This is a genomic window from Paenibacillus sp. FSL R7-0340, assembly GCF_038002205.1.
GTDB lineage: Bacteria > Bacillota > Bacilli > Paenibacillales > Paenibacillaceae > Paenibacillus > Paenibacillus polymyxa_B.
This window is the reverse complement of sequence record NZ_JBBOBY010000001.1, coordinates 4255022-4270414: the sequence shown is the minus strand read 5'-3', so window position 1 is coordinate 4270414 and position 15393 is coordinate 4255022. Positions and strand designations below refer to the sequence as shown.

At 47.0% G+C, this 15393-nt stretch carries 15 protein-coding genes; 12 read left to right on the top strand and 3 right to left on the bottom strand.

Features of this window, described 5'->3' with window-relative positions; all coding sequences use genetic code 11:
• Positions 1-64 precede the first annotated feature (64 nt).
• The 5 genes from MKX59_RS18745 (at position 65) to MKX59_RS18725 (ending at position 2860) form a co-directional block, all read left to right on the top strand.
• Positions 65-1285, top strand: a complete 1221-nt coding sequence (locus tag MKX59_RS18745) for a M14 family metallopeptidase (protein WP_071558939.1) — start codon at positions 65-67, stop codon at positions 1283-1285.
• Positions 1286-1420: 135 nt separating this feature from the next.
• The gene (locus MKX59_RS18740; protein WP_023987991.1) at positions 1421-1687 is read left to right on the top strand and encodes a hypothetical protein; all 267 of its coding nucleotides are present in this window, start codon (positions 1421-1423) and stop codon (positions 1685-1687) included.
• 261 nt (positions 1688-1948) lie between these two features.
• Positions 1949-2251, top strand: a complete 303-nt coding sequence (locus tag MKX59_RS18735; protein ID WP_013309686.1) for a heme biosynthesis protein HemY — start codon at positions 1949-1951, stop codon at positions 2249-2251.
• Positions 2252-2274: 23 nt separating this feature from the next.
• Positions 2275-2496 carry a DUF1450 domain-containing protein gene (locus MKX59_RS18730; RefSeq protein WP_007429791.1) on the top strand — a complete coding sequence of 74 codons (222 nt, stop codon included), beginning with the start codon at positions 2275-2277 and terminating at the stop codon, positions 2494-2496.
• 94 nt (positions 2497-2590) lie between these two features.
• Positions 2591-2860, top strand: a complete 270-nt coding sequence (locus MKX59_RS18725) for a hypothetical protein (RefSeq protein WP_023987992.1) — start codon at positions 2591-2593, stop codon at positions 2858-2860.
• 173 nt (positions 2861-3033) lie between these two features.
• Here the strand turns inward: MKX59_RS18725 and MKX59_RS18720 are convergent, their stop codons facing one another.
• The gene (locus tag MKX59_RS18720) at positions 3034-5016 is read right to left on the bottom strand and encodes an LTA synthase family protein (protein WP_028542840.1); all 1983 of its coding nucleotides are present in this window, start codon (positions 5014-5016) and stop codon (positions 3034-3036) included.
• A 188-nt stretch (positions 5017-5204) separates the two neighbouring features.
• Positions 5205-6365 (bottom strand): THUMP domain-containing class I SAM-dependent RNA methyltransferase, encoded by a 1161-nt coding sequence (locus MKX59_RS18715; RefSeq protein WP_023987994.1) that lies wholly within the window; start codon positions 6363-6365, stop codon positions 5205-5207.
• A 157-nt stretch (positions 6366-6522) separates the two neighbouring features.
• On the opposite strand from MKX59_RS18715, the gene MKX59_RS18710 reads away from it, so the two are divergent.
• Positions 6523-7167, top strand: coding sequence for an O-methyltransferase (locus MKX59_RS18710; RefSeq protein ID WP_023987995.1), 645 nt, complete (start codon positions 6523-6525; stop codon positions 7165-7167).
• Between the two features lie 107 nt (positions 7168-7274).
• Here MKX59_RS18710 and MKX59_RS18705 read toward each other — a convergent pair whose 3' ends face one another.
• The gene (locus tag MKX59_RS18705; RefSeq protein WP_013309691.1) at positions 7275-8495 is read right to left on the bottom strand and encodes an MFS transporter; all 1221 of its coding nucleotides are present in this window, start codon (positions 8493-8495) and stop codon (positions 7275-7277) included.
• 233 nt (positions 8496-8728) lie between these two features.
• Here MKX59_RS18705 and hemE point away from each other — a divergent pair, with 233 nt between their 5' ends.
• The 6 genes from hemE (at position 8729) to MKX59_RS18675 (ending at position 15333) form a co-directional block, all read left to right on the top strand.
• A complete protein-coding gene (gene hemE / locus MKX59_RS18700; protein ID WP_023987997.1) occupies positions 8729-9799 on the top strand; it encodes a uroporphyrinogen decarboxylase in 1071 nt (356 codons plus the stop codon).
• A gap of 7 nt (positions 9800-9806) precedes the next feature.
• A complete protein-coding gene (hemH, locus tag MKX59_RS18695) occupies positions 9807-10748 on the top strand; it encodes a ferrochelatase (RefSeq protein ID WP_068940250.1) in 942 nt (313 codons plus the stop codon).
• 7 nt (positions 10749-10755) lie between these two features.
• Positions 10756-12201, top strand: a complete 1446-nt coding sequence (gene hemG / locus MKX59_RS18690) for a protoporphyrinogen oxidase (RefSeq protein WP_076264302.1) — start codon at positions 10756-10758, stop codon at positions 12199-12201.
• Positions 12202-12338: 137 nt separating this feature from the next.
• Positions 12339-13817, top strand: coding sequence for a CapA family protein (locus MKX59_RS18685; RefSeq protein ID WP_076264301.1), 1479 nt, complete (start codon positions 12339-12341; stop codon positions 13815-13817).
• Positions 13818-13899: 82 nt separating this feature from the next.
• A complete protein-coding gene (locus tag MKX59_RS18680) occupies positions 13900-14670 on the top strand; it encodes a glycerophosphodiester phosphodiesterase (protein WP_075154025.1) in 771 nt (256 codons plus the stop codon).
• A gap of 39 nt (positions 14671-14709) precedes the next feature.
• Complete coding sequence (locus MKX59_RS18675; protein WP_028542835.1) at positions 14710-15333, top strand: fumarylacetoacetate hydrolase family protein; 624 nt, start codon at positions 14710-14712, stop codon at positions 15331-15333.
• Positions 15334-15393: the final 60 nt, after the last annotated feature.

The following is a 15393-nucleotide window of genomic DNA, read 5'->3' as shown; positions in this document are numbered from 1 at the left end:
GCTACATCAAGACACGCCGCGTCTGCATAACATGCAGTAAGGCAGATGGAAGGGGCGTAGTAAGATGAGGGAATATATCGTTCAAAAAGGAGATACATTGCACCGGGTCGCCTCGGCTTTTAAACTATCGGCGGATACTTTGATCGTAGATAATCCGTGGGCCGCCACGCAACCCTATCTGATTAGTGGTCAAGTGTTATATATTCGTCCGTCTACGGATCGTAAATACGTTATTCAGCCTGGTGAGTCTGCAAGACAGATTGCCAAGCAGTTTGGTGTGGAGCTTGATGAGTTACGGCTAGCCAATCCAGGACTTGCGGAGCATGATTTTACGGAAGGAAAAACTATTGTTATTCCTGAAGACCATCAGGATCAGATTGTACGATTACGTGGAGAGTATGGATATGAAGATTTAAAGGAAGACCTAGCGGCCTTGGCCCTCAGATATCCGTTTATTGAAGTTGGCAGCATTGGCACCAGTGTCATGGGGAAGGATATTCCTTATGTACGTATTGGGCAGGGAACCCGTAAAATTCATGCCAATGCTTCTGTTCATGCTAATGAATGGCTGACGACGCCTTGTTTGCTGCGTTTTATAGAGCAATATGCACAAGGGATCGATGGGACTGAAGAACATATAGGGACCTCTCAATGGGTGTATGGAGGTTCTCCGCAGGATTTGCTGGAGCATACATCCCTATGGGTGGTTCCGATGGTCAACCCGGATGGGGTAGAGCTGGTGCAACAAGGTGTACTCCCAACTCATCCGTTGTATCATGACCTCAAAAAGTGGAATGAAGGACGTGCTGATTATCGCGGTTGGAAGGCCAATATTCGTGGTGTCGATCTCAACGATCAATTTCCGGCATATTGGGAAGAAGAGGTACGCAGACGCGGTAAAATAGGTCCGTCTCGACGAGACTATGCAGGACCTGCACCTTTGTCTGAACCAGAGTCCAAGGCGCTTGCCGATCTGACGGAGCGCGAACAGTTCGACATGGTGTTATCCATACACAGTCAGGGACAGGAGATCTATTGGAATTATCGGGATCTAGAGCCTAAGGAGAGCCGAGATTGGGCCTTGCGGCTAGCTGCCGCAACAGGGTACCGGGCGGTAAAGCTGGGTGGGAGCGATGCAGGGTACAAGGATTGGTTTATACAGCGATTTGGTAAACCAGGGTTTACCGTTGAAGTCGGTCTAGGTGTAAATCCGCTGCCCATGCGTGATTACGATGATATTGCAGCAGAAGTGGGCATGTTAATGGCAACAGTGCTGTCATGGTGAAAAATTCGGCCTACTGAAACGTATCGAATCATTTGCGCGTATTAGGAGGAACACGTTTTTTATAAGTGTTCCTCTTTACATGTCCCTTCAATGGGGTATATATACTTAGGAGCATTGGAAATGGAGTGAACAACTATGAAGTGGAAAAGATTACTATCTCTCCGTCAATGGTCACATGTATTTCGTCGTATGCCCCGATTTATTACTTCATCAAGGATTCCGCTGGGAGAAAAGTTACTCTTTGCGGTGCCTGTATTGCTCTATTGGGTATTACCTGATGTCATGCCATTTATGCCCATCGACGATATTGGTGTGACGCTATTGCTTATGAATTGGTTTGTCACCCGTGCCGAACGAAAATATCCAGATGTGCTTGAAAAACAGCATGTACGTGTTCGGTAGATAAGCTTATGAATTTCGTGATTGCGATTTTTCACGATTTTCTTTACAATAGGAATATTGCCTTTTGCTATGCTGAATATAATTGTGGTCTATCGGCTCATGATGATGTTTCAGACGCAGCTGTGCTGCCGTAGTACCTCTTTCCCTCTGGGATAGAGGCTAATTATTTGAGTTGTTGATTTTACCCGCTAGGTTGTGTGGTGTGGATAGGTATCCAATGAACCACATTTCATTTAATGAATATGAAGGAGATGAAGTTTGATGAACTGCAAAATTACTCGTAACGCAGCTAAAGTATTGAAACTTGAACTGGATAAGGAAGAGAACCAAGGGAAGAGCCTGCGCGTTGTTATTACTCATGCTCATGGAGATCATGCTCATTACGGGCTGGATTTGGACACGCCTAAAGAAACAGATACTGTCGTATCTACAGATAAAGGCATTGACGTAATTTTGGAAAACGGCCAGCCGCTGCTGGATGGTGTAAAAATTGATTACTTGTACTTCCCCGAAGAAGGATTTGTCATTACTAACCCTTCCCAAGGTAATCACGGCGACCACTAAGCCGGAGCTCGGAGGGATGACAGATGGCCAATGATATTCGCGTATGTGATGAATGCAATCATATCCGCTTGAAAACGATCTTGCCCAAGTTGCAAAAGATGGCACCAGATGCCGAGATCAAAATCGGCTGCAAATCGTATTGCGGTCCTTGTGGGAAACGAGCGTTTGTATATGTGAACGGACGTTATGTGAGTGCGGCCACAGAGGATGAAGTATTGGAGAAGGCTGCGCGCTTTATCAAATAGTTCCAGTACGCAGCATTCGCAATTTTTGAATAGTTCTCCTTCTTCTGATCCATGCTAATGGATGTAGACCACTGCCCAGAAGGAGGAGTGACTCATGGCCCAATATGATTCTAATCTCGACAATCACAGTGTTGAAGCTCAAACACAAAACTCGGTGGACAGGCTACACAATGCCGTCTCTCAGGCATTGTCACATCCGGCTGAGCAACTGATTGAACAGGCGGAGCAATCTCGCACTCATGCGGAACATGCCATACAGCAGGCAAAGGATAGCCTTGGTGACGACTCAGTAGAAGTTGCAGAGGACATGCTTGGTGAAGAGGTACAACGGCTTGAACAAGCTAAAAAAACGTTGCGTTCCTAGCGCAGTCGAGTGACAATCCATATAAAAAAGCACGATCCACAGCACTTACAAGCTGATGGATCGTGCTTTTTTGTTATATACAGGGTGGGTATGCGATCGGCATCCTTAAAAGAGTTCGGGGAGGATGCTATGTTAGCAACCTCCCACAGAAAGTCTATTAGATAAAGAAGGAGTTACTTCTTTGTTTGTGGTTCCCATTCGCGAATAAGATCGTATGTGATAACCTGATCGGATATGTTCAACCGATTGAGAGCTTCGGTATAGCCCGGTCCGCAGGCGTTAACATCTGTAGGCTGGCCTGTACTCAGGTTGTAACAGGTCCCTTTGGAGAATGTACCGTCCTCAGATGGAATGTAGTACACTCGTCCATCGGTGAAAGCACCAGTACGCAGTACAACCATACGAGGCTTCCCGCTAAACAGATCGTTTCCCATAAAATGATATGGTTTTGTAGAAATCCCAAGTAGGTGCATTACGGAAGGCGTCAGATCCAACTGACCTGCCGGTTCCGTATACGTGCCCGCCTGACTTCCGTCAGGAAGATGCACAAGCAATGGCACTTGATTCATGATTTTCTGCATGTCCAGATCCGTAAGTGGCTTGCCTAAAAACTTCTCATACAGTGCTTTGTCTTTAATAGAATTGTCATGATCCCCATAAAACATCAGGATCGTATCATCCCACAGTCCGTCTTTCTTCATCTGATCTACCAATTCGCCCAGTGCTTCATCTACATAATGGACAGATTTCAGATAGTCTCCGAACATGGTACCTTCAAACTCGCCAACGTCCAAATCTACCGCGTCAGGTGACAGGTTGTACGGATGATGGCTGGAGATACCGACCATATAGGCGTAGAACGGCTGCTTAACTTCGGTGGTGAGATCATTGAGCGTTTGACGGAAAAAGGATTTATCTCCTAGGGACCAACCCAGTGGCTCATCTATTTTAAAATCTTTTTTACTGTAGAACTTGTCATAGTTCATTGCCTTATACATGGTGTAACGGTTCCAGAAGCTGCTATCGTACACGTGAAACGCATTGGGACTATACCCAGTATCCTTCAAAATGGAAGGTAACGTATCGAATTTATGGTCCGCATAACGGATAAATACCGAGCCAGTAGGGAGCGGATGCAGCGAAGCATGTGTAGAGAAGTCCGCGTCCGAAGTACGACCCTGCGCAGTCTGGTGAAAATAATTGTTGAAATACATGCTTTCCTTCGTCAGTTTGTCAAAGTTAGGCGTAATCGCTTGACCGTTGATCTGTTTGCCGATAAAAAAGTTCATGAACGCTTCAGCTTGTATGACCATCACGTTTTTGCCCTTATACTTGCCAGATAGATCATTTTTAACCTGAAGCAACTTTTGGTGCTGATTAAACCATTCCTTATCCTTATCGGATTCTGCTTGAGCCAATGTAGGCTGGGGACCAAGGTGATCCTGACCATAGCGGTAGATGTCATATCCATGAAATCCGATCAATCCGGTTACGTTGTACAAGGCCATCGACCACCAGTTACCGACAAATATGCCAGTTGCCCATGTGGAGGTATAATATTTGATCGGCCCAAATGTCAATACATAGCCAATCAGGAAGGCCAATGCCCCTTTGGAGAAGCGAAGCAGGAACCTCCTTGTGAACGAGCTTCGGGATGCTTCTAAATAAGTATCATTCGTTGTAAGTCGACGTCGTAACGAAGCCACAAATATGACATACGGAATGAATAGAATCCAGTCTGCAAAAAAGAAAATGTCCCACCAGTACATAAGGGATGCGATACTTCCGCCCAGAGAGTCAACTTGTCCGGCTTGAAGTAAGACGGGAATCGTAATGAAATCCTGGAAATACCGATAATAAACCATGTCGGAATAAATGAGCGCGGTGAGCAAAACATCGAGCACCACAAGAGCAATCAAACGTCCGCGACGTGGTAGCCATAAGGTCCAGAAGCTCACAAGTAAAAGAGAACCAATAGCGATGACATAATCCAGCGGATTCATGTCAATATTTTGGGCATGCAAGTTATAGTGAATCAGTACGAGCTTGCCGATCATAAGTACAAAAAACAGACCTAATCCAAAATATCGAGACAGCAGCACTCTGCTGAACGTGTTACCAGTGCGACTTGCACTGGACGTGCGAATAACCAACACTTTACCCCCTCCGGCAGAAATGTTCGGCTAGTATAAACTACATATTAACGTAATGTTAAAACCGAAATGCCTTTAATTATTATAGCGCTCATCTCGCGCATTTCAATGATTAAGTAAAGAAAATACAGCACAAATCAGGCCAGAAGAACGAACAGAGGGTTCGTTTCCTGGCCTAAACTTCATCATATTTAAGGCTGCAACGGCGAAGTATCTTTGCGGCGCGGAGGCAGAGGGCCTAGATACTGATAGTATTGGCATTCAATACGGCCGTTAAACAACTTCCGGCGCTTGTCTGCTTTACGGCCCCAATAATGCTCAAATTGCTTGGTGGAGCTGATGGCAAAGAAGGACCAAGTCTTCATTTCGGCTGCCGTGCGTGCGAGTGAACGGATCAGCTTTTCCACCTCGGATTGCTCGCTCAGCCTCTCGCCATAAGGTGGGTTTGTAATCATCACACCATATTGTCCTTCGAGTCTGACTTTAGTTACAGGCATTACCTTAAGAGGGATGTCTTTAGCAAAGCCTGCTGCTTTTACAGCTGCCTCAGCAACTTGTATGGCATTTGGGTCGATATCGCTACCTGCAATCTCAAAAGGAATGTCATCGCGGGTCAAATCCATCGCTTCGTCGCGAGCCTGATCCCATAATTCTCTGCCAATGACAGGCCAGTCTTCCGAGTTAAAGGTACGTCTCAGGCCTGGTGCAATGTTCCAGGCTTGCATGGCAGCTTCGACCAATAAAGTACCGGAACCGCAGCATGGGTCATAGAATGGTCGGTCAGGGCTCCAGCGACTAAGCTGAATAAGAGCAGAAGCCATCGTTTCTTTGAGAGGCGCCTCTGTAACGAGCTTACGATAGCCGCGTTTGTGCAGTCCTGGACCGGTCGTATCAAGTGTCAGCAACGCACGATCATTCAATAGAATGACCTCAATGACGTAACGAGGGCCATCTTCAGCAAACCAATCTGTGTGGTAGGTTTCCTTGAGCTTCTCTACAATCGCCTTCTTGACGATTCCCTGACTGGCTGGTACGCTACTAAGCTGTGATTTGTGCGAACGTCCCTCTACGGGAAATTCACCATCTACAGGAATCCAATCCTGCCAAGGCAATGCTTTGGTACCCTCGAACAGCTCGTCGAAGGTAGTTGCAGCAAATTCACCCATTTTTATAAGCACGCGGTCTGATGTGCGAAGCCACAGGTTACACCGGCATATATCCATATAATCTCCGGTAAAAACGACGCGGCCATTTTCAACGGTCAGATCTTCGTACCCGAGTTCTCTGAGTTCCCGGGCCACGACGGCTTCAAGTCCCATTGGCGCAGTTGCAATTAGTTGCAGTTGAGTCATTAAACGTATTCACTCCGTCCCCATAATCATGTAAGCTTGGTTCAATCCCTATAGTATAGGTCATTGTACTCGAAGAGACAAATCATTAAGGTAAAAAATTTACGAAGGACATCACGTCCAACCTGCGCTATGATTAAGCAAGAAGGAGAGATGAACCGTGGAAATTACACCAAATATGACGCCTGAACAATATGTAGACCAGCTGGTACAAGAAGATGAAGCACTGCGCAGTATTAGGGAGGCTATCGTTAAAGAAGGTATGCCGGAAGTATCCGTTGCTCATCCTTACGGAAAACTGTTGACCTTTCTAATTGAAGTATCTGGCGCACAGCATGTACTGGAAATCGGCGCATTAGGCGGCTACAGTGGATTATGTCTGGCTCGTGGGCTGGGAGAAAAGGGCCGCATTGTGTCACTGGAGCTGAAAGAAGCGTACGCAGCGCTGGCACATCGACATATGGAAAACAACGGATACGGTGACCGTGTCGAATATCGTATCGGACCCGCAGCGGACAGCTTGAAGGAACTTCAGGAAGAGGGAAGAACTTTCGATTTTTTCTTCATTGATGCAGATAAGGAAAATTACCCAGTGTATCTGGAATATGCGATTGCTCTGGCGAATCCGGGTGCCATTATTGCGGGAGACAACTGTTTCCTTCGCGGACGGACGCTGAATACGGATAAGAACGGTCCTGCCGTCCAGGCCGTGAGACGTTTTAACGAAACGATAGCAACAGATCCACGGCTGGTCAGCACGCTTTTGCCAGCTTACGATGGATTGGCGCTAGCTCGAGTTAAATAGTGTTCATTCCCTATGTATAGCTATACAAAAAGAACCTCCTTGTCCACAGCAGCGTGGAGCGGAGGTTCTTATCTGTTAAGGCAGGCTTGTCTTACCACGAGGTTATCTTACCTGAAATCAGGCGTAGCCTTACGATCAAAAAGCTTCATGCGTACCCAGAATATGTTGACGATTAACAGGACACCTGACATGATAAACAGTCCTTCGATGCCAATAAACCCGGATAGCACCCCGCCAATGACAGCACCCAGCATATTTCCGAGCGCTAGCGAACTGGTATTGAAGCCGAAAGAACGGCTTTCCATTCCTTCCGGTGTATACGTGCGAATCAACGCATTTACGCTTGGTAGCAGACCGCCCATAAATACACCCATGAAAAAACGGATAATGACAAGTTGCCATACTTCATTGACAAAAGCCTGCGGAATGAGCATAACCGCCGTTCCGAGCAGTGCAATGGTCAAGATCTTGTGCGCTCCTATCTTGTCACTCAATCTTCCAAGGAGCGGTGCAGCAACCATATTGGATACGCCTGTAATAGCCGTAACGAACCCGGCAATCAGCGCAATTCCTTCTGCCGACCCATACAGTTTTTGCACATATAACGGTAGCAGAGATACCGTACTGATCATGGCAAACTGGAGCAGAAACGTTACGGTGAACAAAGCCGGAAGCTGGGGCGTATGGCTTAGCTCCTTTAATCCGGCAAGAACCGAAATTTGCGGTATGCGTGCAGCTTCCGTTTTGCTGAAATTTTCTTTAACCAGAAACATTGCGATGAGCGAGGCTATAAAAATTAGAGCGCCTGTAATATAAAAGATCGGTCTGAATCCGACCCAGTCAGCCAAAAATCCGCCTAGCAGAGGACCGAGAATCGTGCCAGCCATCTGACCGGATTGCATAATCCCCATAGCGAATCCGGTTCGCTCTTTGGGAGTGGTACCCGACACTAGGGAAATCGATGCCGGATTGAAACCCGAAATCGTACCGTTCAGCAGGCGAAGCGCCAGCAGTTGCCACGGGTGGGTGACCAAACCCATACATCCGATGACCAAAGCCATACCAAAGCCTGAGCGAAGCAGCATGACTTTACGTCCATATCGGTCAGCCAGCTTGCCCCACAAAGGCTGGAACATAAATGAGGTCAAAAAGTTAGCGGCAAAAATAACTCCGGCCCATAGACCAATATCGTGCTCTCCCTTCACATGAAGGTCCTGAGCCAGATACAGGGCGAGGAACGGAGTAATCATCGTGATACCCGCATTGACCAGAAACTGACCGAACCAAAGCACAATGAGATTGATTTTCCACGTCTCCCACGTTTTCAATGTGCTTTCACTTCCTTTCTGCCCATTCTCATCCTGTTGTAAATCCTACTTATCAAAGCATAACTTCTCCGGAGCTTTAAAAAAGCCATTTCTCTAGTATAGCACACTTCATTGAAACTTTATCCAAATGTCATGGGTTTGTCATGGTTTGTTCGAGAGCTGCGGTTGTTACGACTCTTGAAAAAGGGCATAATAAAATATAGTATTTATGATTCGAACTGGAGGCTGAAGTCATGACCTACAATGATACTTTTATCCGCGCTTGCCGCAAGCAAGCTGTGGATCATATTCCCGTATGGTACATGCGGCAGGCCGGAAGGTATGACCCTGAGTATCGCAAAATTAAAGAAAAATACACATTGCTTGAAATATGCCGCCAGCCCGAGTTGGCCGCAGAAGTGACCTTGATGCCCGTGCGCAAGCTTGGGGTGGACGCTGCAATTTTATATTCTGATATTATGAATCCGGTAGCCTCGCTAGGGGTTGATTTTGATATTGTCAAAAATATTGGCCCGGTTATTGATAATCCGATCCGGTCAGCTGCAGACGTAGACAAGTTGCGTCCGATTGATGTGGAACGCGATTTGGGTCATATTTTGGAAACGATTCGTATTTTGGACCGTGAACTAAACGTGCCATTGATTACGTTCGCTGGAGCGCCTTTTACCATTGCAAGCTATTTAATAGAAGGAAGGCCTTCGAAAGGATATATTCGCACCAAAGCGATGATGTATGGAGAGCCTGAGCTGTGGCATCGCCTGATGGATAAGCTAGGAGACATGGTTATTACATACGTGCGAGCCCATATCGCTAATGGCGGTAAGGCTTTTCAATTGTTTGATAGCTGGGTAGGTGCGCTCTCGCCTTATGATTTTCAAACTTTTGTGCTGCCGACTATCACACGTATTTTCCATGAACTATCTGATCTGGATGTACCTAAAATTTATTTTCCGGGCGTAAGCTCTGGTGAATTGCTCCCACACTTGAATGGGTTAAAAGCCGATGTGATTGGACTGGACTGGCGGGTAAGTATACCTGAAGGACGTCGTCGCTTGGGGAACGGTTTTGGTGTACAGGGAAACCTGGATCCTTATGTGCTTACTGCGCCAATCGATGTTATCAAGCAGTATGCGAAAACCATTGTAGATGAAGGCATTTTGGAGCCGGGTTACATTTTCAATCTCGGTCATGGTTTATTTCCTGAGGCCTCGCTAGATAAGCTAAGAGAGCTTACTAATTATGTACATGAGTATTCCCGCTCGGTTTTGTCAAAAAATGAATACATTAGAAATGTTAAGAGGTGATCTGTTAATGAAAACAAAAGTGGGTGTACTGGTCATGTCCTACGGGACGCCGGAGAGTCTGGATCAGGTGGAAGCCTATTATACACATATTCGTCGCGGCAATGCTCCCTCGCCGGAGCAGTTAAAGGAATTAAAGGATCGTTATGAAGCTATTGTAGGCGGTGTGTTTCCGCTGCGGCAGAACACGGATCGGCAGGTTCAAAACTTGCAGGAAACCTTAAATCGGGAAAATCGCAACCCGGACATTGAATTTATCTGTTATCAGGGACTCAAACATGCCAAACCGTTTATTGAGGACGGTGTGGAAGCTATGGTGCAAGATGGCATTCGTACAGCGGTGGGTGTCGTGCTGGCTCCTCATTATTCCGTTATGAGTGTAGGCACTTATATTAAGCGCGCACAGGCTAAGGCACAGGAACTGGATCTAGCCATATCATTTGTGGAGAGCTATTATCTTCATCCAAAGCTGATTAAGACGCTGACTGAGCGTGTAAACGCCAAACTGGCGCTTTTTGAAGAAGCTGGAGCCAAGCGGGATGAGGTTCGTGTTCTGTTTAGTGCGCACAGCTTGCCTGAACGGATTTTGGCTATGGGTGATCCTTATGTTGAGCAATTAATGGCTACATCGCAGGCTGTTGCGGACAAGGCGGGAATTACCAACTGGCAGTTTACGTGGCAAAGCGCCGGTCGTACAGCAGAGCCATGGCTGGGGCCAGACATTTTGGATACCATGCACAGTCTTAAAGAGGAGCAAGTGGAGTATGTGCTGGCTGCGCCAGTTGGCTTTGTTTCTGATCACTTAGAGGTGTTATACGATCTGGATATTGAAGCACAGGCGTTAGCGAAGGAATTGGATATGCGTTTTCAGCGTATTGATTCACTCAACAGTGATCCACTGTATATGGAGACGCTTAGTGATGTCATCATAGACCAATGGAAAAAGGGATGAGGACATAATGGAGCAAAAGTTACGTAATATTGTAATTGTAGGCGGAGGCTTGACCGGGCTTAGCACTGCTTTTTATACACGAAAAATGTACAAAGAAGCTGGCTATACACCTCGAATTACGTTGGTGGAGAAAGCTTCCGTGCTGGGCGGGAAAATTGAAACGCTGCATAAAGATGGTTTTGTAATTGAAAAGGGGCCAGATTCCTTTCTGGCCCGTAAAACGGCCATGATAGACCTGGCAAAAGAGCTGGAGTTGGATCATGAACTGGTGAGCACAAATCCTGAGGCTAAAAAGACATACATTTTGCATGAAGGACAGCTTCATCCGATGCCTCCTGGGCTGGTGCTGGGGATTCCAACAGAGCTGAAACCTTTTTTGCGCAGCGGCTTGATCTCTCTAGGCGGGAAAATGCGGGCTATGATGGATTTTGTCATTCCGCCTCGCCGTGTACCGGGAGATGAGGCGTTGGGTGATTTTATTGAACGCCGACTGGGCAAAGAAGTGCTGGAAAATGTAACCGAGCCACTGCTGGCGGGGATTTATGCTGCCAACATGAAGACGCTAAGTTTGCAGGCGACCTTCCCACAATTTGCTGAGGTAGAGCAGCAATATGGAAGCCTCATTCACGGGATGATGACAGGCCGAAAACCAGCTGAAACACATACAGGTACGAAAAAAAGCGCCTTTTTGACCTTCCGTCAAGGCTTGCAAAGTTTGGTGCATGCGTTGCTGAATGATTTGTATGACTGTGATTTACGCACCGGAATTGCTGTTACAGAATTCACAAAGACCACGGAAAGTGGAGACAGCCCATATCGCGTTATGCTGGATAATGGAGAGACGCTGGAGGCGGATGATATTTTTGTAACGACTCCCAACTTTGCTGCTGCGCCGCTATTGCGAGATCATGTCAATGTGGCTGCACTGGAAGCCGTTAATTATGTCTCCGTAGCAAACGTGGTCATGGCCTTCGATAAAAATGATATTGAGAATGTCTTTGACGGTTCTGGTTTTCTGGTCCCTCGCAAAGAAGGACGCAGCGTGACCGCTTGCACATGGACGTCTGCCAAGTGGCTACATACTAGCCCGGATGATAAGGTGCTGTTGCGCTGTTATGTAGGGCGAGCAGGAGCTGAAGACACTGTAGAGTTACCGGATGATGAGCTGATTGCACTGGTACGTAAGGATTTGAAAGAGATGATGGGAGTTACAGCAACTCCGCTGTTCACGGAAATTACACGTCTTCGCAATTCCATGCCGCAATATCCGGTAGGGCATCCGCAGGCTATAGCTGATTTGCGGGAAGAGTTACGCACTGCCATGCCGGGAGTGTATGTGTTGGGTGCTGGCTATGATGCGATTGGTTTACCGGATTGCATCCGTCAAGCTAAGGAATGGGCCTCCCATGCCGTTCAAACGACACAGCAGGAGGCGGTCCAGGTACAGGTGTAAATGTTCAATGATGAACCCTTCGCGATCCAGGCGAGGGGTTCTATTTATATTGAAATTTGATATATAATGGAGAAGGTGTAAAATTCGCCAGCTAATAAAGAAGTTATGCATATGCAATAGCATAGAAGGAGTGAAGAATGTACCCTCCCAGATCACAGAGAAATGAAGGTCGCAAGAAAGCAAGAAAACCAAAAATAGGCAAGGCTTGGATTATTACGAATCTGGTCCTGCTGCTTATGATCGTAGGTCTTTTCGGTTATTATTACATATTTGAACACGACAACAGTGGCTCTCTTGCGGAAAATGCCGGGTATTCGCAAACGGAGAAGAAAATCCAAACGGAATCTGCTAGTGAAGAGCGGTCTACTCCCTCGGTCAGTGAAAATGTTACAGCCTTGTCAAATAAACAGCTGGACGAAGGCCCCCATGCAGATAAACAATTTGCTGACGATGAAACGAAGCAATCTGCTGCTTCAGACACAAGCCATCGTCCCGCGACAACGTCTGACACAAATGCTCCCGAAGGCAGCTCTTCAGGAGCAAAATTATCCTCGGGGAAAGACGGGCAGGCAGGGAACGATACGTCTAAGGATGTATACGACGGTAATCCATCCGCCGATAAGGGAGGAACGGAGGATCTAAAAAAATCCAAAACAGACGGTGCAGATTCTCCGACAGTCACGCTTCACTTTGTAGGGGATGTGCAATTTTCCGGTAAAGTTGAGCAGCGATTGGAACAGAATGGGTTTGATTTTCCGTATCAATATCTCGGAAACTTGTTTCATAAAGACGATCTGACGATTGCCAATCTGGAAACGCCCGTGACAACGAATGGTGTGGGTGCGTTAAATAAAACGTATGTGTATAAATCTTCGCCCAAGGCGTTAACTGCGTTGGCTGCGGCAGGGATAGATGCTGTCAATTTGGCCAACAATCACATTTTGGATCAGGGCACGGGCGGATTACTGGATACACTGAAATATCTGGATGAAAAAGGTATTGCCCATGCTGGAGCCGGACGTAATGCAAAAGAAGCGTATGCGCCGCATTATTTTGAACGTAAAGGGATCAAAATTGCGTTATTAGGGACTACACGTGTCATGCCTGAAGCCAACTGGAATGCAGGCGCCAAACTGCCCGGTGTAGCAGGAGCCTATGATTCGACCGCTATCGTAAAGTCCATCCGTGGGGCACGAATGCAGGCCGATCTGGTGATTGTCATTGCCCATTGGGGGAAGGAGCGCGCTACTGCACTTGAGCCCCATCAGACCGAGTTATCGCACGCTTTTATTGATGCTGGAGCTGATCTTGTCATTGGTGGTCATCCACATGTGCTTCAAGGGATGGAGCAATATAAAGGTAAATGGATCGCATACAGCACAGGCAATTTTATTTTTTCTAAATCAACGGTGCCAGCCACTTGGGATACAGCGATATTTCAGGCAACCTGTACCCGAAAAGGGGCTTGCGAAATGAAGCTGACCCCTTACCGAGCGGAGCTAGGTCAACCGATCCCATTAAAGGATACGGAGGCCAGCAAAATTTTGCAGAGAGTGGCGGCACTGTCACCGGGAAATGTCTCGATAGGGACGGATGGTACAGTAAGCACTCAATAGAAGTTCGAAAAGAAATTTTTTATATGGAAATTGACGGAATGATCGTATGAGGGACTCCTTTGTGGATGGAGGTCATAACAAGATGAATCATTTGTGCGTGGCTCACCGCGGTTTTTCGGGTATTGCTCCCGAGAACACGATGGCAGCCTTTAAGCTTGCGTTGGAGCAGCCGTTTGTACACTGGGTTGAGCTGGATGTACAGCTGTCAAAGGACGGTGTTCCGGTGGTAATTCATGATTTTACGCTGGAGCGAACGACGAATGGTACAGGGAAAGTAAAGGATTCAGACTGGAAAGCATTGCAACAACTTGATGCTGGTAGCTGGAAAAGTGCAGAATACCGTGAAGAAATGATCCCTTCCCTCGCACAGGTACTGGATTTATGTCGTGGCCGCGCATCACTCAATATTGAGCTTAAAACAGCGGGAGATATGTATCCGGGACTGGAGAAAGCCGTACTCCGTGAAATTGTGATGAGAGGGATGGAGGGAGAGGTGGTATTAACCTCTTTTGAGCGTGCCGCATTACGCCGGGCTAAGGAGCTGTCTCCTGAGATCCGTACCGGATTGATTATCGACGCGCGTCCAGATGATTTGGCAAAGCAACTGGAGCAGCTACAATGCACTTTTTTATCCATGGGCTATCCGCGTTTGGATCGAAACCTGATGAAAGATCTCACTGGCCGCGGTATTACTGTCATGGCGTGGACGGTGGATGACCGCCGTATAATGCGGAAATTGTCCTCATTACATCCTGAATTGATGATTTGCACTAATTGGCCGGATCGCTGGGAACAGGTTTTTTTGCTTTCCAAGCACCGGATGTGGCACTATATACGTAAACTTATTCGTTAATCAATTGGACTACATACGCGGGAAGGGTGACGGATCGTAATGAACGTGGAAATTCGTAATGTTTACTGTGTTGGGCGCAATTATAAGCTGCATGCGGAGGAGCTGGGTAATGAGGTTCCCGCAGAACCGATGATTTTTTTGAAGCCGTCTCATGCGGTTGTGCCGCTGGATGGCGCCACGCTGGAGCTTCCTCAGGGGCAGGGAGATATTCATTTTGAGACTGAGCTGGTCGTGGCTGTAGGACGTAAATACGAACCAGGCATGTCTGCAGATACGTGTCTGAACGCATTTGCATTCGGCATTGATTTTACCCTGCGTGATGTACAAAGTGTTCTCAAGAAAAAAGGCCATCCATGGACCGCCGCCAAAGGCTTTAAATCGTCTGCTCCCGTGACACCATTCCTGCCTTTAGAAAAATTGGACATGCTGGAGCAGCAGGATTTTTCCTTGCTCAAAAATGGACAGGAAGTCCAGCGTGGACATGTTAAAGATATGATTTTTTCTATCCAGCACATCGTCGAATATATAGCGACTCATTATGGGCTGGGTGAAGGAGATATTATTTTTACAGGTACTCCAGCAGGAGTAGGGCCTACAGCAAGCGGGGATCGCTTTGAGCTTTTCTGGGGGAGTGATCGTCAGGGGAGCTTCACCATCGCATAAACTTGTGAACGGCATTCATGGATGAGGATTAAAAAAGGGAATGTTCTTGGTAGTTGGGAA

Bases quoted from the DNA above. Each gene is read 5' to 3' on its own strand.
- MKX59_RS18745 (WP_071558939.1), top strand. From the start codon at position 65: ATGAGGGAATATATCGTTCAAAAAGGAGATACATTGCACCGGGTCGCC.
- MKX59_RS18740 (WP_023987991.1), top strand. From the start codon at position 1,421: ATGAAGTGGAAAAGATTACTATCTCTCCGTCAATGGTCACATGTATTT.
- MKX59_RS18735 (WP_013309686.1), top strand. From the start codon at position 1,949: ATGAACTGCAAAATTACTCGTAACGCAGCTAAAGTATTGAAACTTGAA.
- MKX59_RS18730 (WP_007429791.1), top strand. From the start codon at position 2,275: ATGGCCAATGATATTCGCGTATGTGATGAATGCAATCATATCCGCTTG.
- MKX59_RS18725 (WP_023987992.1), top strand. From the start codon at position 2,591: ATGGCCCAATATGATTCTAATCTCGACAATCACAGTGTTGAAGCTCAA.
- MKX59_RS18715 (WP_023987994.1), bottom strand. From the start codon at position 6,365: ATGACTCAACTGCAACTAATTGCAACTGCGCCAATGGGACTTGAAGCC.
- hemE (WP_023987997.1), top strand. From the start codon at position 8,729: ATGACCTACAATGATACTTTTATCCGCGCTTGCCGCAAGCAAGCTGTG.
- hemH (WP_068940250.1), top strand. From the start codon at position 9,807: ATGAAAACAAAAGTGGGTGTACTGGTCATGTCCTACGGGACGCCGGAG.
- hemG (WP_076264302.1), top strand. From the start codon at position 10,756: ATGGAGCAAAAGTTACGTAATATTGTAATTGTAGGCGGAGGCTTGACC.
- MKX59_RS18685 (WP_076264301.1), top strand. From the start codon at position 12,339: ATGTACCCTCCCAGATCACAGAGAAATGAAGGTCGCAAGAAAGCAAGA.
- MKX59_RS18680 (WP_075154025.1), top strand. From the start codon at position 13,900: ATGAATCATTTGTGCGTGGCTCACCGCGGTTTTTCGGGTATTGCTCCC.
- MKX59_RS18675 (WP_028542835.1), top strand. From the start codon at position 14,710: ATGAACGTGGAAATTCGTAATGTTTACTGTGTTGGGCGCAATTATAAG.